17 protein-coding genes and 1 riboswitch are annotated in these 18035 nt (G+C 41.6%); of the genes, 12 read left to right on the top strand and 5 right to left on the bottom strand.

Annotated elements, in window-relative coordinates:
• Nucleotides 1-29 precede the first annotated feature (29 nt).
• Both QR42_RS15150 and QR42_RS15145 read left to right on the top strand, forming a co-directional pair.
• Nucleotides 30-899: an ROK family protein gene (locus QR42_RS15150; RefSeq protein WP_039181398.1), complete on the top strand. Its 870-nt coding sequence runs from the start codon at nt 30-32 to the stop codon at nt 897-899.
• A gap of 69 nt (nt 900-968) precedes the next feature.
• The gene (locus QR42_RS15145) at nt 969-1814 is read left to right on the top strand and encodes an aldo/keto reductase (RefSeq protein WP_039181397.1); all 846 of its coding nucleotides are present in this window, start codon (nt 969-971) and stop codon (nt 1812-1814) included.
• Nucleotides 1815-1853: 39 nt separating this feature from the next.
• Here QR42_RS15145 and modB read toward each other — a convergent pair whose 3' ends face one another.
• The 4 genes from modB to QR42_RS15125 all read right to left on the bottom strand — a co-directional run bounded on the left by modB (nt 1854) and on the right by QR42_RS15125 (nt 5871).
• Nucleotides 1854-2519 (bottom strand): molybdate ABC transporter permease subunit, encoded by a 666-nt coding sequence (gene modB, locus QR42_RS15140; RefSeq protein WP_039181395.1) that lies wholly within the window; start codon nt 2517-2519, stop codon nt 1854-1856.
• Nucleotides 2519-3295: a molybdate ABC transporter substrate-binding protein gene (modA, locus tag QR42_RS15135; protein ID WP_039181392.1), complete on the bottom strand. Its 777-nt coding sequence runs from the start codon at nt 3293-3295 to the stop codon at nt 2519-2521. The genes modB and modA overlap by 1 nt, the downstream gene beginning before the upstream one ends.
• A gap of 116 nt (nt 3296-3411) precedes the next feature.
• Nucleotides 3412-5262: an LTA synthase family protein gene (locus QR42_RS15130; protein ID WP_039181389.1), complete on the bottom strand. Its 1851-nt coding sequence runs from the start codon at nt 5260-5262 to the stop codon at nt 3412-3414.
• A gap of 123 nt (nt 5263-5385) precedes the next feature.
• Nucleotides 5386-5871 (bottom strand): metal-dependent hydrolase, encoded by a 486-nt coding sequence (locus tag QR42_RS15125; protein ID WP_039181385.1) that lies wholly within the window; start codon nt 5869-5871, stop codon nt 5386-5388.
• 171 nt (nt 5872-6042) lie between these two features.
• Between QR42_RS15125 and QR42_RS15120 the strand changes: the two genes are divergently transcribed.
• The 3 genes from QR42_RS15120 (at nt 6043) to QR42_RS15110 (ending at nt 8594) form a co-directional block, all read left to right on the top strand.
• On the top strand, nt 6043-6471 hold the full coding sequence (locus QR42_RS15120; RefSeq protein ID WP_024423455.1) for a MarR family winged helix-turn-helix transcriptional regulator: 429 nt from the start codon (nt 6043-6045) through the stop codon (nt 6469-6471).
• A gap of 81 nt (nt 6472-6552) precedes the next feature.
• Nucleotides 6553-6696 (top strand): small acid-soluble spore protein SspJ, encoded by a 144-nt coding sequence (gene sspJ / locus QR42_RS15115; RefSeq protein ID WP_024423454.1) that lies wholly within the window; start codon nt 6553-6555, stop codon nt 6694-6696.
• 121 nt (nt 6697-6817) lie between these two features.
• Nucleotides 6818-6996: riboswitch (Lysine riboswitch) on the top strand.
• A gap of 191 nt (nt 6997-7187) precedes the next feature.
• Nucleotides 7188-8594, top strand: coding sequence for an amino acid permease (locus QR42_RS15110; RefSeq protein ID WP_039181382.1), 1407 nt, complete (start codon nt 7188-7190; stop codon nt 8592-8594).
• Between the two features lie 35 nt (nt 8595-8629).
• On the opposite strand, the gene QR42_RS15105 is transcribed toward QR42_RS15110, so the two are convergent.
• Nucleotides 8630-9568, bottom strand: a complete 939-nt coding sequence (locus tag QR42_RS15105) for an iron-hydroxamate ABC transporter substrate-binding protein (protein ID WP_039181380.1) — start codon at nt 9566-9568, stop codon at nt 8630-8632.
• A gap of 259 nt (nt 9569-9827) precedes the next feature.
• On the opposite strand from QR42_RS15105, the gene QR42_RS15100 reads away from it, so the two are divergent.
• The 7 genes from QR42_RS15100 (at nt 9828) to QR42_RS15070 (ending at nt 18034) form a co-directional block, all read left to right on the top strand.
• Nucleotides 9828-10880 (top strand): FecCD family ABC transporter permease, encoded by a 1053-nt coding sequence (locus QR42_RS15100; RefSeq protein WP_039181376.1) that lies wholly within the window; start codon nt 9828-9830, stop codon nt 10878-10880.
• The gene (locus tag QR42_RS15095) at nt 10881-11903 is read left to right on the top strand and encodes a FecCD family ABC transporter permease (RefSeq protein ID WP_052196534.1); all 1023 of its coding nucleotides are present in this window, start codon (nt 10881-10883) and stop codon (nt 11901-11903) included.
• 20 nt (nt 11904-11923) lie between these two features.
• Nucleotides 11924-12739, top strand: coding sequence for an ABC transporter ATP-binding protein (locus QR42_RS15090; protein ID WP_039181374.1), 816 nt, complete (start codon nt 11924-11926; stop codon nt 12737-12739).
• A gap of 174 nt (nt 12740-12913) precedes the next feature.
• Entirely contained in the window at nt 12914-13636 is a 723-nt protein-coding gene (locus tag QR42_RS15085) for a response regulator transcription factor (RefSeq protein WP_039181371.1), read from the top strand.
• A gap of 3 nt (nt 13637-13639) precedes the next feature.
• A complete protein-coding gene (locus tag QR42_RS15080; protein WP_039181368.1) occupies nt 13640-15394 on the top strand; it encodes a HAMP domain-containing sensor histidine kinase in 1755 nt (584 codons plus the stop codon).
• Nucleotides 15395-15529: 135 nt separating this feature from the next.
• Nucleotides 15530-16966 carry a glucuronate isomerase gene (uxaC, locus tag QR42_RS15075; protein WP_039181365.1) on the top strand — a complete coding sequence of 479 codons (1437 nt, stop codon included), beginning with the start codon at nt 15530-15532 and terminating at the stop codon, nt 16964-16966.
• 57 nt (nt 16967-17023) lie between these two features.
• A complete protein-coding gene (locus tag QR42_RS15070; RefSeq protein WP_039181362.1) occupies nt 17024-18034 on the top strand; it encodes a LacI family DNA-binding transcriptional regulator in 1011 nt (336 codons plus the stop codon).
• The last annotated feature ends 1 nt before the right edge of the window (nt 18035 follow it).

Raw genomic sequence — 18035 nt, 5'->3', positions numbered from 1 at the left:
GAAAGAGAACGAGCAGGGGGAGATCAATGATGGCGTATTATGGAGCAATTGAAGCTGGGGGTACAAAATTTTGTTGTGCAATCGGCAATGAGCATGGAGACATCTTAGAGGAAATGACGATTCCGACAGAGCACCCGGATCAAACAATACAAAAGCTCATTCCATTTTTCAAGCAGCATGACATTGCAGCATTAGGGGTTGGCTCCTTTGGACCCATTTGTGTACAAAAGGACGATCCTTCATACGGTTATATCATGAACACACCGAAAGTGGAGTGGAAGCATTACCCGTTCATTCCTGAGCTTGAGAAGCAATTAGGCGTCCCCGTATCTTTTACAACCGATGTCAATGCCGCAGCACTAGGTGAATTAACAAAAGGGGCAGCCAAAGGGCTAAGCAGCTGTTTGTATATCACGGTCGGGACAGGCATTGGTGCGGGGGCTGTTGTGAAAAATGAGCTTCTACACGGTCATTCACATCCTGAGATGGGGCATATCCTTGTCAGGCAGCATGAATCTGATCCATTTGCAGGTGTCTGCCCGTCACATGGAAATTGCTTAGAAGGACTGGCAGCTGGACCAGCGATTGAGAAAAGGTGGGGGAAACCTGCCAAAGAGCTGACACAGAACGAAGCGGTTTGGGCACTTGAAGCCGATTATTTAGCGCAAGCGCTTATGCAATACTCGCTCATTTTAAGCCCAGAGCGCATCATCATGGGCGGAGGTGTCATGAAGCAAAAGCAGCTATTCCCACTCATTCGAGAGAAGCTTGCTGCTTATGTCAATGATTATGTGGACCTGCCGTCGCTTGATACATACATTGTCTCCCCTGGACTTGAAGACAAGGCTGGTATGACTGGTGCGCTGCTCTTAGCCATCGAAGCGAAGAGAAACGCCTGATAATAGAGTTTTGAAGCACAACATGAGATAATGAAAGAGATGGAATCTATAAAAAAGGTGGTTGTTAAAATGGTCAAAAGCTTGAATGATACCGTAACACTGAATAACGGAGTCGAAATGCCTTGGTTTGGTTTAGGTGTATTCAAAGTGGAGGACGGCAATCAAGTGGTAGATGCCGTAAAAGCAGCCATACGGAACGGATATCGCAGCATTGATACGGCAGCTGTTTATAAAAATGAGACAGGCGTAGGAAAAGCGATTAAAGAATCTGGTGTGAAACGAGAAGATTTATTTATTACGTCTAAAGTATGGAACACAGATCAAGGCTATGATAAAGCGCTTGAGGCGTTTGACGCAAGCTTAAACCGATTAGGTCTTGATTACTTAGACCTCTATTTGATTCATTGGCCTGGACCAAATGCAGATACATTTAAAGACACTTGGCGTGCACTTGAGAAGCTTTATAAAGACGGGAAAGTCAGAGCCATTGGAGTCAGCAACTTCTATATTCAGCATTTAGAAGAGCTCTTAAAAGATGCTGAGGTTGTTCCAGCTGTGAACCAAGTGGAGTTTCATCCGAAACTGACACTTGTTGAACTGCGTCAATATGCAAAGGAAAAAGGCATTCAAATTGAGGCATGGTCTCCGCTGATGCAAGGGAAGCTATTAGATCATGATGTTTTGAAAGACATTGCTGCACGCTACAACAAATCTGTTGCTCAAGTCATCTTGCGCTGGGATCTGCAAAGCGGTGTCGTGACAATTCCTAAATCAATCAATGAAGAACGTATTAAACAAAATGCAGACATCTTTGACTTCGAGCTTTCTAAAGAAGACATGGAAAAAATCGATGCATTAAACAATAACGAACGCGTCGGCTCGAATCCAGAGACGATGACGGTTGGGTTTGAATAAATAAAAAAATCCTCTTTCTCATGTGAGAAAGGGGATTTTTTACGTACTGCTTCGGCGCACAGCCAACAGCATGATAAAAGATAGGATCATAATACAAATTGTCCACGCCCAAGCAAGCTCCATTCGTCCGGAATCAATCGCCACATAGATAGCGGTTGGGAGTGTTTGCGTTTTTCCTGGGATGTTGCCGGCAAACATTAAGGTCGCCCCAAATTCTCCAAGGGCTCTGGCAAAGCTGAGGATGCTGCCTGATAAGAGGGAAGGCAGGGCAAGTGGTACTGTAATATAGGCGAAGACTTGGAATGAATGAGCACCATCTACTTTTGCAGCCCCTTCAATGTCTGACTCAATCGTAGAAAATCCAGCCTTTGCAGATTGATACATAAGCGGGAATGCCACAACTGTTGATGCAATAACTGCCGCCCACCAAGTGAAAATGACCGGCTGGTGAAAGATCCATTCAATCGCGCCCCCGATCATGCTATGCCTTCCGAATATGAAGAGCAATAAAAAACCTACAACCGTTGGTGGGAGGACAAGCGGAAGCATCAACAGCGTTTCCACAATCATTTTCCCTTTAAATGTAGTTCGCGCCATCCAATAGCCAATCAATGTACCAAAAACAGTGGCAAGCAGCCCGCTTACAACGGCAACTTGCACGGACAGCCAAATGGGAGATAGAAATTCTTCAGTCATCATAGGCATTAATTCACTTGAAAGCCGTACTTCTTAAAAATTGATTTGGCTGTTTCTGATTGAAGAAATTGAAAAAAGGACTTGGCTTCCTCTACATGTTCTGTCCCTTTGACGATTCCTACTGGGTAAATGATTGGGGAATGCATGTCCTGATTGGCTTCAGCTGCAATCTTTACTTTTTTGGAAACGAGGGCGTCTGTCTTATACACAACACCAGCTTCCACATTTCCTGTTTCTACGTAGCTTAAAACTTGCCGCACATCCTTGCCGTATACAGCGTTCTTTTTCACTTGATTCCAGATGTTCAGCTTTATGAAAATCTCTTTGCCGTATGTACCAGCAGGAACGGATTCTGGTGTGCCAAGAGCAATCTTCCCTTTTATGTGCTGGGCGTCTTGAAAGCTTTTAATAGAGGAAGAATGATCATTTGGCACAATGAGTACAAGCTCATTTTGGATGGCATCCTTGATAAAATGTTGATCGATATCTCCAGATTGCACAAGCTCATCAAAGGGCGCTTCAGCTGCTGAGAAAAAGAGATCCGCTTTTGCCCCTTGCGCGATTTGCTGCTTCAATGCGCCGGATGACCCGAAATTATTTGTTAATGTCACATTCGGATGCTCATCATTAAAGGCGGATTCAATTTCCTTTAGTGCATCCTGAAGACTTGCCGCTGCTGAAATGACAAGTTCTGTTTTTTTGCTTGTATCCGATGACTTCATCTCTGTTTGACACCCGCTCAGGAGCAAGCAGATGGCGATGAAGGCGAAGAACGCATACTTCATGTTCACACCTCTTATTATTCAATATCATATGTATCCTATATTATAAGCAAACTTATTTGCCCATTCATAGGCTTTCAGTAAAAAGAGAAAAGAAAAAGCCGCCATCTGGCGGCTTTTTAATGCTGATAAAAACGCAGCAAATTCCCATTGATCACTTTGTCTGATAAGGAAAGCTCTTTATTGGCTTTTTCGATATAAGGCTGACACACCTCATCCTGTTCAACAGGTTCTTTTGTTTTTTGATCATAGCAGGTGTTCTTTGTATAGAGATAATCATCTGTAATAAAGTTCCCGTTTCTCAAAACAGCAAAAGGCGTCCGTTCGTTTGAAAATAAGTCATTGCCAAATTGAATGGCATCCTTCGTTTCAATACCGAGTAAGTGCAGGAGTGTCGGCTTCACGTCGATTTGCCCAGCTGTTTCAGAAATTGTCTGCGGTGCTTGATCTGTGACCCCCGGAATGTAAATTAAAAAGGGCACGCGCTGCAATTTCACAGCATCAAACGGTGTGATTTCATCTTTTTTGAGCAGCTCTGCCATTGCCTGATGATGTGCCTCGGAGATACCATAGTGATCCCCCATGAGGACAAACATTGTATTGTCATACAGTCCTTCTTCTTTCATGCGGTCAAAAAATGTCTTAATGGCTTCATCCTGATAGCGGACGGTCGTCACATAGCGGTTTAAAATGGCGCTGGACGAATCATATTCATCAATCAATTGATCCTTTGGATCGATTTCAAATGGAAAGTGATTGGTCAAGGTAATAAACGTGCTGTAATAAGGCGCCTTCAACTTTTTTAAATAATCAATGGATTGGTCAAAGAAGTCAATATCCTTTAAGCCCCAGCCAGTTGAATTCTGTTCATTGACCTGATACGAATCGACATCATAAAAGCGGTCAATCCCAAACGATTCATACATGACATCACGATTCCAAAACGTTTTATTATTCGCATGAAATTGGACGGATTGATAGTTTTCTTTTTTCAACTGTTTGTATAACGTGTCGTATTCGTTGTCACTCGCTGTGAAAAAGACAGCGCCGCTGCTAGATGGGTAGAGGGAATTTGCGACAATAAATTCTGAATCCGATGTCTTTCCTTGCTCAGTCTGCTGATAAAATTCATCAAAATAAAAACTCTTTTTAGCGAGTTGATTTAAAAAGGGGGTGATGTATTGTCCATTCACCTTTTGATCAACGACAAATTGCTGTGTTGATTCGAGTGAAATAAAAACAACGTTCTTCCCTTTAGCAAGTCCAAAATACTCTTCGTTTGGTGCACTGTAATCAGCCTTTGTGTAGTTTGCTACGGTTGAAAGTGTATCTTCATCTGCAAAGGCCTTTTGTCCAATACGTGCTGTTTGGGCAGCACCGTCATACAGATGGAACTGAAACAGCCCAAGGTTTCGTACAATCACTTCTCGATCATAAGAGCTTGTCAGAAAGCGAGGGTGATCCATCATGGCTGAACTGACATGAAACAATAGAAAGCTGCAGCACACCGCATAATATGTTTTGATCGTTTTAAAGGAGGCTTTTGGCGCTAAAGGTTTGCGCTTTAACAGCCACGCCAGCACCACGAAATCAATGAGCATCAGTAAAAACAGCGGGTGAAATAATTCTGTCATACTGCTGCCCATATCTCCCATGTTTTTCGCTTGGAATAATACAGGGATTGTAATGAAATCAATATAAAATCCATAAAAGATCGTATTCGATATGAGAATCGCCGTCAAAATCAAATTTGCGGTTAATAAAAATACCTTTTGCTTCGTTTCATTTAAAAAAAGAGCAATCCCAAACAAAGGGAGCAAAAAGCTAAGTGGATTGATCAAAAGCAGCCATTCATGAAACAGATTGGCTGTTCGTATGTGAAATCCGAATTGATAAATGATGTATGTTTTCATCCACATGAAGAGGATGGAGTACACTAAAAACCAGTGATTTTTGAAAAACGCTTTCATTTATGTAGCTCCTCACCATTCTGTATTCAGCTGCAAGGCAAAAACACTTATCTTAAACCTACTAAAAAAATGAGGAATGATCAATTCATATCCTGTGTTTTTCTGAAAACTCTTTCTGATTCATTAGAATGGGATGGAGAAGCCGCAGAGGACAGCGATGTAATAGCAGGTAACGACGGTGAGAGCAGATAGTACGACTTGTTCTCCTGTGCTGCCTGTTTTGACATAGAAGGGAAGACGCACTTTAATGGAAGCCGGAAATAAAAATTTAATCCCATTCACTGTTCCTGCATCCAGAATGAGATGGCTTGCCATCCCGACTAGTAAACCGATACTTAGGCTGTCATTTGGAATGTATGTTGTTGCTAGAAAATAAATGATCAGCAAAAATAATAAACTGTGTGTAAACGTGCGATGACCGAACACACTGCTGATCAGTGTCGAGAGCAGCGGGAATTTTCTGCCGATTTTACTTTTTGTATGGCAAAGATCAGGGATCAGAGCACCTGCTGATCCAGCAGCAGCCATCGTCACTGGGTCGAATCCATAATAGTAGGCAACGGCTGTGGAGGCGGCAATTCCGCCCATGATGTGTGTTTTTCCTGTCATGATGCGTACTCCTGTTCTATCTTTAGTTCAAGTACTCACTATATCAAGGGTGGATTCATTCAGCAAGGCTTATTTCTAAAGAAAAAGAGGCCAAAAGGGTTGGCTGAATGGAAAAACATTCTATAATAAGGGGGAAGTCATGTTGATACTAACGATAAGGATGCGATTCGGATGGGTAATGCAGACATTTTAAAAGAAATTGTTCTTGTACATTATGAAGTCAGCCGTAAATTAAACCGCAAGTTACTTGAGTTAGAGAAAGACATCACGCCCCCACAGATATATGCTCTTTCTATTTTGATACAAGGCAAAGTATCACATGCCGAAGAGCTGAAGCAAAGACTCTCTTTAAACCCTGGTGCAGCCTCTATTGCACTCAATAAATTATGTGAGCAGGGTTATATTCAAAGAGAACGGGACAAGGACGATTCGTCACTTGTCCGTTTAGAAGTCACGGAAAAAGGGATGGCCATTTATGAAAAGCATACTCGTCTTTTCGGAAAGGTGATTCAGCATATGATGTCAGACTTCACAAAGGATGATTTAAAAACCTTTCTGTCGTACTTGCAAAAAATGAGACAGACCTTTCATGATGATTGAGCCTCTTCCCTTGTATAATGCTGAGCGCTGTAGCACAAATTAAACAGGCAACCGCATTATATGAAAAGGGAGGAAACAGCGATGTCATTTTTCCAAAAGGATAAAAAAGCGAAAAGTGAGAAAAACCATCAGCAGGTAGATCAGCTGTTAGAGGAAGCAAGTAAAGAGCTAGCAGGCGATCCGCTTCAGGAAGCTGTACAAAAGAAGAAAAACAACCAACAATAAGCAGGTAAAGGGCAGAGAAAAGGTTCTCTGCCCTTTTTCTATGTTTTACCCTTTGACAGAAATGAGAATGTTTGATAACCTTCGTGTAGTAAAAATGAATAGAAATCCTCACGCTATGTCTCAGTGAGGTAGAGGTTGCGCGGATGATGAGTCACTCATAGGAGAGATGGAATCGTAGATCATGAGAAAAAAGGCATCAGCGCCGAAGTGTAGAGAGAGCTCCAACTTTCTTTATGCTGGGTCTGCATTGAATAAATGCAGGACTGCCACGTCTTTGAAGCGTGGAGGGCTATCCGGAGATCAAGGTGTATGTTTTGAAAAGCATGGACTTTTGTTCAGGCTTTTTTTTATGTTCTGAGTCACAAAAATAAGGGTATGCTGTTAAAAAGTAATCCATTATGAACATAAAGAATGCAAGTCATTGCTTCACAAATATATCAATGAAGATACTGCCGGGTCTGGTCCAAAGTGAATAAAACGGAGGTACGGAAATGGAACAGACAAAAAAATGGGGTTTTTGGTTATTGACGGCTTTTGTCGTCGGAAATATGGTAGGTTCAGGCATCTTTATGCTGCCAAGTACGCTTGCACAGCACGCAAGTCCTTTAGGTGTGACGATGGCATGGCTTGTCACAGGCGGCGGTGTGCTGATGATTGCGCTTGTATTTGGGCATTTGTCCATTCATAAGCCGCAGCTGACAGCTGGACCACAAAGTTATGCAAGGGCGCTTTTTAAAGATCCGAAAAAAGGGAAAGCAGCTGGATTTACAATGGTTTGGGGATACTGGGTGGCAAGCTGGATTAGTAATGTCGCAATTATTACAAGTCTTGCTGGTTATTTAACGACTTTTTTCCCGATTCTCACAGTGAAGACTGAAGTTTTTACCTTTGGAAAAGAAGCGGTCACGCTTGGTCAGCTCATGACGTTTATCGTATGTACCCTTCTTCTATGGGGAACACATACCATTTTAATTACAAGCTTAAGTGCTGCAAGTAAATTGAATTTTATTACGACCTTTTCAAAGGTGCTTGGATTCGTCCTTTTTATTGTTGCGGGATTATTTGCATTTCAAACGGCATTATTTGAACATTACTACTTCCCGGTTGAAACAGGCAGCGAAGGAGTGCTTGGCCTTGGAGGTCAAATTCATCATGCGGCTATTTCCACACTATGGGCATTTATTGGAATTGAATCAGCTGTCATTTTATCAGGAAGAGCATCCTCACAGCGTGATGTGAAACGTGCGACGATTACAGGTCTTTTAATCGCACTTTCGATCTACATGATTATCACATTGATTACGATGGGCGTTCTGCCGCACGATCAATTGCAAGGCTCTGACAAACCATTCGTAGATGTGCTTCAGCTTATTATTGGGCCAGCTGGCGGAATTGTCATGGCTCTGCTGGCGATTATTTGCTTGTTTGGTTCGATGCTTGGCTGGATTTTACTTGGTTCAGAAGTACCGTATCAAGCAGCAAAGGCTGGTGATTTTCCAGCAGTATTTGCAAAAACAAACAAAAAAGGAAGCCCTGCTTTCGCTTTGACTGTTACAAATATTATGTCACAGCTGTTTATCTTCTCTGTGATGTCACGTACGATTAATGAAGCTTTTACCTTTTTAACTACATCAGCGACACTTGCGTATCTTATTCCGTATATTGTGTCTTCCATCTACAGCTTTAAGGTCATTATGCAAGGTGACACGTATGAGCTTCAAAAAGGAAATCGAACGAGAGACGGCATCATTGCACTTGTTGCGATGGGGTATTCAGCTTGGGTCATTATTTCAGGAACAGCCGACTTGAAAACCTTTGGTCTTGGAATCGGTCTATTCTTAGTAGGTATTTTGCTTTATCCATTCATGTCAAAAGGATTTGCCAAAGGAACGGTATAAGGAAGACGTTTCTCCATTTCTGGAGAAACGTTTTTTTATGATGCAGATGTCAATCGATCCACAATAAATTCTAGCTGACCTTCTAGTGACACTGGGTCATTAAAGAAGAAACCGACTGGATCTATTTCGAATACATGTTTATTTTTGACGGCAGGAAGTGATGTCCAAATGCTGCTTTGATACACTTGGTCACCTTTACTTTTTGAGCCGCTCCATGGACCTGTGAAAATATAGTCGCCTGCGAATTCTGGCAGCTTCTCAAGAGAAATATTCGCATAGCCAACACCGCTGTCGATCGCTTCTTTTTTGACAGCCTTCGGTGCTTTTAATTTCAGCTCGTCATAAATGATTTCGCCCCCGCGGGCAAAGGTGTTTCCGAAGATATAAATGCCTTTATCAAATGGCGATACAATCGAGACCGTTTTGCTGCCAACAGCTTTGGTTACCTTTGGTTTCACCTCAGCAATTTTGGTATCCCATTTTGTGATCCATTCTGTTGCTTTTTTTGGTGTACCTGTCATTTTACCGAATTCTTTTAGCTGGTCTTTGAAAGAATATTGATTGTATTTTACCGCTACAGTTGGGGCGATTTTTTTGTATTGATCAAACTTCTCATCTTCCCCCCAAGCAATAATCATATCTGGCTTCGAAGCGGCTACTTTTTCGACCGATGGGGTCCTTCCGAGATTTTCCACTCCATCTGTTTTCCCTTTATAAAAAGGGTTTTTAAAGATGGGTGATGTTGTAGCAACCGGAGTTTTGCCGAGTGTGACGAGGTCCCCGTAATAGCTTTCTGCAAGAAGCACTATTCGTTTCGGATTTTTCGGAAGCTTCACTTCACCTTTTGCATCCTGATATGTCATCATGTCATTCTTTTTCGCTGCAGATTGTTTATTTGAAGTGCTGCCGCAAGCGGCTGTAAAGATCATAAGAATCGATAAAGAAATCAAAAGAAATCCAGTTCGTTTTTTCACAAAAGTTCTCTCCTATTCATTTTTCCTTGATAATGATTCTCAATTTCATTTTTTATCGTAACATGATAGGAACAAAAATGCATTGGCTAATTTAGGCCTAAAGAAAAATGATGAAATTCTCACAGTTTTTTGATGAAAATAAAGAAATTTATCAGAACAATGATTTCAAAAAGAAAAGAAAGTGATATACTAGACTTCGAGATTGATAATCATTATCACTAATAAAGAATAAACATGAACGGAAAGGAAGAGACTGGTTTTGGGCTCACAATCGAATAAACAGCTGCCAGCCAGCGATGATACGATCGATATTGTCACGAAGCCTTTTGGAACAGCAGCTGTTATCATCATAGGAATCATCGCTTTATCATTTGGTCTTTTTTTATCGGTATCATTAGGAGCGGCAAACATTCATCTACAGACTGTATGGGAAGCCGTTTTTCATTTTGATCCACAAGAAACTTCACATCAAATCATTCGGGAATTGAGGCTGCCGCGCACAGTTGGAGCCGCGCTCGTCGGTGCCTTTTTAGCCGTATCAGGTGCCATTATGCAAGGAATGACAAGAAATGCGCTGGCGTCACCGGAGATTATGGGTGTGACAAATGGCTCCGCATTTGCGATTGCCATTGCATTAGCATTTTTCCCTGGCCAATCTTCTTTCACATTAATTCTTTGGTCATTTGTTGGAGCCGCACTCGGTGCCTCTATTGTATTTGGTGTCGGTACTATGTCAAAAGGGGGACTGACTCCGGTTAAACTCGCACTAGCTGGTACAGCGGTTGGAGCACTTTTGAGCTCAATTTCTTCAGCCATTGCCATTCGTTTTGACGTCGCTCAAGATATGAGCTTTTGGTATGCTGGCGGAGTGGCAGGTGTGAATTGGAGCAACATTCATATCATCATTCCAGTTGCCATTGCAGGACTAATCATTGCAATGATCCTTGCCCGTTCGATCACGGTTCTGAGCTTAGGTGAAGAATTGGCGAAAGGACTTGGACAGTATACGAAAACGGTCAAGGTGCTTGGCGTATTGGTTGTTATTCTTTTAACGGGTGCTGCCGTGTCGGTAGCGGGCTCTATTGGTTTTATCGGGCTTGTGATCCCTCATGTCACTCGATTCTTGGTTGGAGTGGACTACCGCTGGATTATCCCATGCTCCGCTATTTTAGGGGCCACTTTGTTAATTTATGCAGACATTGCTGCGAGGCTGGTCAACGCTCCGTTTGAAACGCCAGTCGGTGCCATCACGGCGATTATAGGCGTTCCTTTCTTCTTATATTTAGCTAGACGTGAAAGGAGCGGAATCTAAATGGAAATGGTGCAGCAAGCAAAGAAAAAGAAATATCAACGAACGATGCTCATGATCTTTTTCGCGATCGTAGCTGTGTTCCTTATTAGTTTAAATACCGGAGAAATTCGGATCTCTCCGATGGATACATTGAAAACACTTTTTGGATTCGGAAGTGAGATGGATGAGCTCGTATTATTCGAATTCCGACTTCCAAGAATGGTCATCGCTTTACTTGTCGGTGCTTCTATCGCTGTATCAGGCGCGATTTGGCAAGGCGTTTCTCAAAATGGTTTAGCTGACCCAGGTATTCTCGGCGTCAATGCCGGCGCTGGCTTTGCCGTTGTGCTATTTATCTTTGCATTTCAAGGCACGATGACGAATTTAGGTGATTTCACGATTTTTGTACTGCCGCTTTTCGCGTTCGTAGGTGCAGCCTTTGCTGCATTTCTCATCTATGTGTTAGCGTGGAAAAAAGGCATCACACCTGTTCGATTGATTTTAACTGGTATTGGTGTGAATGCTGCGTTTTCAGCAGCGATTGTGGTCATTCAATTGAAAATGAGCCCAAATGATTTTAACCAAGCCATCGTGTGGTTATCTGGAAGTATTTATGGCTCAAGCTGGACGTATGTCCTGTCTGTTCTACCATGGATGGTGATTTTCCTTATATTCGCGATTGTCAGATCACGCTATTTAAATATCATGAATTTGGGTGATCAGCTGTCCTATGGATTGGGTATTTCAGTTCATAAAGAAAGAAGCTTGTTCATGCTGATTGCCGTTGCATTAGCTGGTGCGAGTGTTGCTGTTGCAGGGAGTATTTCTTTCCTAGGGTTAGCCGCACCGCACTTGGCGAGAAAGCTTGTTGGGCCAAAGCATCAAGGAATGATACCGGCCTCCGCGTTAATTGGGGCGCTGCTATTATTATTGGCGGATACACTTGGCCGCGTCATACTTGCACCATCAGAAGTGCCAGTTGGCCTTGTCGTTTCTGCTTTAGGCGCACCTTACTTCATTTACTTATTGATGAAATCGAACTAATGAGGAAGGAGAGACAACATATGAAATCGCTCGAAACAGAAAAGCTTTGTATCGGTTATCAAGACCGTTTGATTGTAGAAGATTTGAATGTCAGTATCCCAAAAGGCAAGGTGACAACACTGATTGGACCGAATGGCTGCGGGAAATCAACCATTTTAAAAACGATGTCTCGTATTATGAAGGCCAATCGAGGAGCTGTTTATTTAAATGGCCAGGCTATCCATGAGACGCCGACAAAAGAAATTTCAAAACAAATGGCGATCTTACCGCAAACACCCGAAGCACCTAGTGGACTGACAGTGTATGAGCTTGTGTCATATGGACGTTTCCCACATCAAAATGGGTTTGGTCGCTTATCAAATGAAGATAAACGAATCATCAGATGGGCACTTGAGGAAACGGGAATGATCGCTTTTCATGATCGACCAATTGAAGCACTTTCCGGCGGACAGCGCCAGCGAGTATGGATTGCGATGGCACTTGCCCAGGAAACAGAGCTGCTCCTATTGGATGAACCTACGACGTATTTGGATCTTGCACATCAGCTCGAGATTCTTCAGCTGTTAGAACGCTTAAATAGAGAGCAGGGGCGAACTGTGTTGATGGTCATCCATGATTTGAATCATGCGGCGCGTTTTTCACATTACATGATTGCCCTCAATCAAGGGAAAGTCATAAAAGACGGTACGCCTCATGAGGTCATGACCAAAGAGGTACTCAGTCAGGTATTCCATATTGATGCAGAAATTGTGCTTGATCCTAGAACGAATAAGCCGATTTGTTTAACATATGATTTAATGAATCATGAACGAAAGCTAGAAGCTGTAAATGGATAATAGATGTAAAGGAACTCGGTGCAGATGCCGGGTTTTTTTGCGTGTTTGAAACTTCCTAGTGCTGCTATTTTTTCCAGTTGATTTTTTTCGCTTTTATGCAGAAAAGAGGTACTTTTTTACTTTAGACAATGGTAATATACGGTTAGAGATCATAGCTAGAAAGGAAAGAGATGCGTGGAAACAGCAAAAATATTGATTGCAGATGACGAAGAAGCAATTGTGAAAATGGTTGAACGCGTATTAAAAAAAGAAGGATTCAAGCATATTTATAAAGCCTACCATGCAGATGAAGCATTAGATGTTGTCAAAAACGAGGACATCCACCTCTTACTTCTAGATGTGATGATGCCCGGTAAATCTGGCTTTGACGTTCTGCCTGAAATCAGAAAAGTAACGAAAGCGCCTATTTTTTATTTAACTGCAAGAACGTCTGATGTCGATAAACTGACGGGCTTTGCGCAGGGGGCAGACGATTATATCACGAAGCCATTTAATCCGCTTGAGCTAGTGGCTAGAATTAAGGCTCATCTAAACCGAACATATATCTCCTTACAGGAGGAACAAGAAGACACTCAAAGCCAATATCAATATGCCCATTTCTCCTATCATCCTCATGCAGCCGAATTGAAAGTAAGAGGAGAGGTGACGGCATGCTCTGCTCAGCTTCTTTCTTTGCTGAAGTACTTTTGTGATCATCCGAATGTGGTTCTTTCAAAAGATCAAATTTATGAGAAAGTATGGGGCGTCCCGTCATATGGTGATAACAACACTGTCATGGTTCATATTCGAAAGTTGAGAGAAAAGATCGAGTTAGATCCGAGTCAGCCCGAATATATTGTGACGATCCGTGGTATGGGATATAAATTTATACCACACCCTGCAAAGGTTCTTCAATAGTTTATGAATTTACGAGCAAAACTTTTCTTTCACTTTGTCGGACAAATGTTTATTGTCATTGCCATTTTGATGATTGGGAATACGTTCTCTGATAACTTATATTATAAAAAATACTATGAGAACATAGCTGAAACCGGTTTAACAAAAGCTGATGGAGATACACTCATGAGCTGGCTTTATTTTAACGAGGATGGACAAATGGAAGCCGACGATCAGCTCAAGCAAGCAGTAAAAAAACGAGACGGCTGGCTGCAAGTGATTGATTCGAAAAAGAAAAACGTTTATAGCTATCACCGCCCTAAATCCATTCCAACATCCTATCAAAAGGATGAAATGATCAAGATCTTTGAAAAAAGAGAATTTAAAGATTACAAGATGTACTTCTGGCCAATTGAGATTGATCAAAAAAGCTTTATTGTGTTATACGGGTTCAAAACGAACAGTACAAAGGTAGCTAATTATCTGAAGCAGCACGAGAAAAATTTGGCTGCATTATCCCAATATTCGGTTGAAACGAAAGAATTCTTGAAGAGAATGAACGGATCGGTTCATCTGTTCAATGACGAAGGGAAATATTTAAAAGGCATTCGGACCAACACAAGTTTGAAACATAACGTAACAGATATTGAATTGCTCAAGTATCAATCGAAGCCTTGGGAGTTTAGAAGTGACCTCACTTATATGAAGGTGAATAAAAACCTGTATATCATCGTTTCGGTACCAAATAAAGTATACAGCCCAGATGAGCTTTACGATAAAGAGAGAGACGCTTTAAATCAATATACAACCATCTTAATTGCAGGTCTTGCTCTCACTATTATCATTGTCATGACATTATGGTATTCGTATCGCTATGGGCTGCCAATTTATCACATTATTCGCTGGCTGATTTTCTTATCAAAAAATAAATTGCAGGAACCAACAAATAGAAAGGGAATTCCAGTCAGTAAAAATAAAAAAGGCCGTATTAAGCGGGAATACCGTTTATTTGAGGATATCCTAAAAACAATGGATCAGCTCACACATACGTTAAAAGAGAATGAAGCAAACCGAAGAAAAATTCAAACCACAAGGGAAGAATGGATTGCAGGATTGTCTCATGATTTGAAAACGCCTTTAAGTACGATTTACGGCTATGGACTCATGCTTGAATCCGATCAATATCAATGGTCCAAGGAAGAAGTCATGGAAATGGGACAGGTGATTCGTGAGAAATCAGAATACATGTCGACACTGATTGAGGATTTAAACCTCACGTACCGATTGAAGAATGGCGCCCTGCCTATTAATCGGAAACCTGTTGAACTCAGTGAATTTTTAGCTTCCATTATGGACGAGTTCTCAAGAAGCTCCTCATCAGAGGATTATCCATCCACCTTTGAAGATCAAACAGATGGTGTCATATTTGAGATCGATAAAGCCTGGTTCAGACGAGTGATTGAGAACCTGCTGGCGAATGCAGTGAAGCATAACGAAAAAGGCACTCATATTACAGCTGTTTTATCTGAAACAGATGAAGAAGTTCGGATCGAAATGAAAGACAATGGCCGCGGAATGGCACAGGAAACGGTGGATCACCTATTTAACCGCTACTACAGAGGGACAAATACAAATGATCCAACGAATGGAACTGGTCTCGGGCTTGCGATAGCAAAAGAGCTTGTCTTGTTGCATGACGGTGATATTCAAGTTGAAAGTGAACTAGGCTCTGGAACAACTATTGCGATTATCCTAAAAAAATCATCACCTGTAAAATAGCCAAAAAACGATTTTCTTTTCTAAAGGAGATCGTTTTTTCCTGTTTTAGGATTGAAATCAAATTTGTAAACGATTACAATAAAATTGTTAACGTGAACAAATCATTTTTATTTATAAGAGAGATGGGGGAGTTTGATGAAAGCCTTTTTAGATGATCAGTTTTTACTCAACAATCAAACGGCGGAAAAGCTATATCATGAGTTTGCTAAGGACCTTCCAATTATAGATTACCATTGTCATTTAAGCCCCAAAGAAATCTATGAAAATAAAACCTTCCATAATATCACCGAAGCATGGCTTTACGGAGATCATTACAAATGGCGTGCCATGAGAGCAAACGGCATACCAGAATCACACGTCACAGGGGATGCCTCAGACTATGAGAAATTTCTGGCGTGGGCGAAGACTGTTCCCATGACCCTTGGAAACCCGCTCTATCACTGGACTCATTTAGAATTGAGACGATATTTTGGAGTTGAGGAACTTTTAAACGAAAAAACCGCACACATCATCTGGCAAAAAGTAAATGAAAAGCTGCAAGGAGAGGGTTTTGGTGCAAGAGACTTCATTGTGAAATCGAATGTTGAAACAGTCGTGACGACAGATGATCCAGTCGATTCGCTTTGCTATCATCAAAAACTGCGGGAAGAAGGATTCACTGTGCAAGTGCTGCCCGGATTTCGGCCTGATAAGGCACTTGATATAACGAATCAACTATTTACAGCGTATGTTCACGAACTGGCAGAGGCTTCATCTACTCCAATCCAATCCTATCAAGACTTTTTAACAGCACTCCGTGCAAGAATTGATTTTTTCCATGAACAGGGCTGCCTGATCTCAGATCATGCTATTAACGAAATGACGTTTGAAGAAACGACGGAAGAAGAAGTGGAAACCATCTTTCATAAAAGAATGTCTGGGCATGCATTGACGGAAAAAGAGAAGATTAAATTTAAAACACAAACATTCATTAAGCTTGGTCAGGCTTACTATGAGCGGGGCTGGGCGATGCAGCTTCATATCAATGCGCTTAGGAACAACAATACGAAAATGTTTGAGCGGCTTGGGCCAGATACAGGGTATGATGCGATGAATGATGAAGACATTGCCAAGCCGCTTTGCCGAATATTGGATCGTTTAGAACAAGAACAGGTACTGCCAAAAACCATTTTATATTCCTTGAATCCAAGGGATAATGTTGTGATTGCCACATTGGCTGGAAGCTTTCAAGACGGAACGGCACCTGGGAAGATTCAGCACGGTACAGCTTGGTGGTTTAACGATACGAAACAAGGGATGACAGAGCAGATGATGGCTCTATCCAGTATTGGACTGATCAGCCGTTTCATTGGGATGCTGACAGATTCAAGAAGCTTTTTGTCGTATACAAGGCATGAATATTTTCGAAGACTGCTTTGCGATATCATCGGAGATTGGGTAGAAAAAGGGGAAGCTCCATATGATCTTGATCTGTTAGGGGGAATCGTGAAGGGAATCGGCTATGAAAATGCCAGACAGTATTTCCAATTTGACCGGGCGAAGCAGCTCCAGCATCCGAACAAAATGACATGAAGAAAATGAAAGCGATTTTATGATAAGATGGTAAAAAATCATAAAAGGCGGAATAGCATGACAGTCACAATTAAAGACATAGCAAAATTGGCAAACGTCTCTCATACCACGGTATCAAGGGCTTTGAATAACAGTCCTTTTATTAAAGAGAAGACAAAACAAAAGATTTTGTCGATTGCAAAACAGCTGAATTATTCACCGAATGTCCATGCGAGAGGCCTTGTATCACAAAAATCATTTACAATCGGTCTGTTTTTTACGAGTTTAACAGAGGGCACATCTTCAAGCTTCTTTGTGGATGCGTTAAAAGGTGTCAATAGCGTCATGACAGAGTATTATAATCTCTTTGTAAGAGGAATTGATGACTTTCACGATTATACAACCATTCATAAACAACGCTATGATGGCATTTTGCTCATGAGTCAAAGCGAGCACGATGAGGCGTTTATCCATCATGTGAAGAAACAGGGCATTCCCATCATTGTGCTGAATCGCCGTGTAGAAAGTCATGAAGTCATGAATATATTAGCAGATGATAGTCAAGGAGCTTACCAGGCTGCACACCATTTCATTCAGCAAGGTCATGAACAAATCGCCATCATTGAAGGGAAAGAAGGCTTTAAATCAACTCAAGAAAGAAAAGCTGGTTTCCTGCAAGCGTTAATTGATCACCAAATACCTATGAAGAAAGAATATATGATGAAAGGCGATTATCACATGAAAAGCGGCTATGAATCAATGGAATCGCTGCTGGCCCTTGATGAACCGCCAACAGCGCTCTTTTGCTCAAATGATGACATGGCGATCGGTGCAATGAATGCTTTATTTGCAAAAGGCAAAACGTGTCCAAATGATATTTCTATTATTGGTTTTGATGATATTGCATTTTCATCCTATACCACACCTGCATTGACAACGGTGAAAAAGCAGATTGAAAAAATGTGTGCACTTGGAGCAGAAGCCATCCTTTCAGTAATAAACGGTGAAGAGCAAGAAGAAGATCATATGGAAAAAGTGTATGTTCACACAGAGCTGATGATCAGAGATTCAGTTAAAAAGGTGCAGTAAT

The sequence above is a fragment of the Bacillus sp. WP8 genome, from assembly GCF_000800825.1.
Lineage (GTDB): Bacteria > Bacillota > Bacilli > Bacillales > Bacillaceae > Bacillus > Bacillus safensis.
This window is presented reverse-complemented; position numbering and strand designations above follow the sequence as displayed.

Coding starts and splice junctions, on each gene's coding strand:
- QR42_RS15145 (WP_039181397.1), top strand. CDS start 969: ATGGTCAAAAGCTTGAATGATACCGTAACACTGAATAACGGAGTCGAA.
- QR42_RS15080 (WP_039181368.1), top strand. CDS start 13,640: ATGAATTTACGAGCAAAACTTTTCTTTCACTTTGTCGGACAAATGTTT.
- QR42_RS15130 (WP_039181389.1), bottom strand. CDS start 5,262: ATGAAAGCGTTTTTCAAAAATCACTGGTTTTTAGTGTACTCCATCCTC.
- uxaC (WP_039181365.1), top strand. CDS start 15,530: ATGAAAGCCTTTTTAGATGATCAGTTTTTACTCAACAATCAAACGGCG.
- QR42_RS15110 (WP_039181382.1), top strand. CDS start 7,188: ATGGAACAGACAAAAAAATGGGGTTTTTGGTTATTGACGGCTTTTGTC.
- QR42_RS15070 (WP_039181362.1), top strand. CDS start 17,024: ATGACAGTCACAATTAAAGACATAGCAAAATTGGCAAACGTCTCTCAT.
- QR42_RS15150 (WP_039181398.1), top strand. CDS start 30: ATGGCGTATTATGGAGCAATTGAAGCTGGGGGTACAAAATTTTGTTGT.
- QR42_RS15125 (WP_039181385.1), bottom strand. CDS start 5,871: ATGACAGGAAAAACACACATCATGGGCGGAATTGCCGCCTCCACAGCC.
- QR42_RS15120 (WP_024423455.1), top strand. CDS start 6,043: ATGGGTAATGCAGACATTTTAAAAGAAATTGTTCTTGTACATTATGAA.
- modB (WP_039181395.1), bottom strand. CDS start 2,519: ATGCCTATGATGACTGAAGAATTTCTATCTCCCATTTGGCTGTCCGTG.
- QR42_RS15090 (WP_039181374.1), top strand. CDS start 11,924: ATGAAATCGCTCGAAACAGAAAAGCTTTGTATCGGTTATCAAGACCGT.
- sspJ (WP_024423454.1), top strand. CDS start 6,553: ATGTCATTTTTCCAAAAGGATAAAAAAGCGAAAAGTGAGAAAAACCAT.
- modA (WP_039181392.1), bottom strand. CDS start 3,295: ATGAAGTATGCGTTCTTCGCCTTCATCGCCATCTGCTTGCTCCTGAGC.
- QR42_RS15095 (WP_052196534.1), top strand. CDS start 10,881: ATGGAAATGGTGCAGCAAGCAAAGAAAAAGAAATATCAACGAACGATG.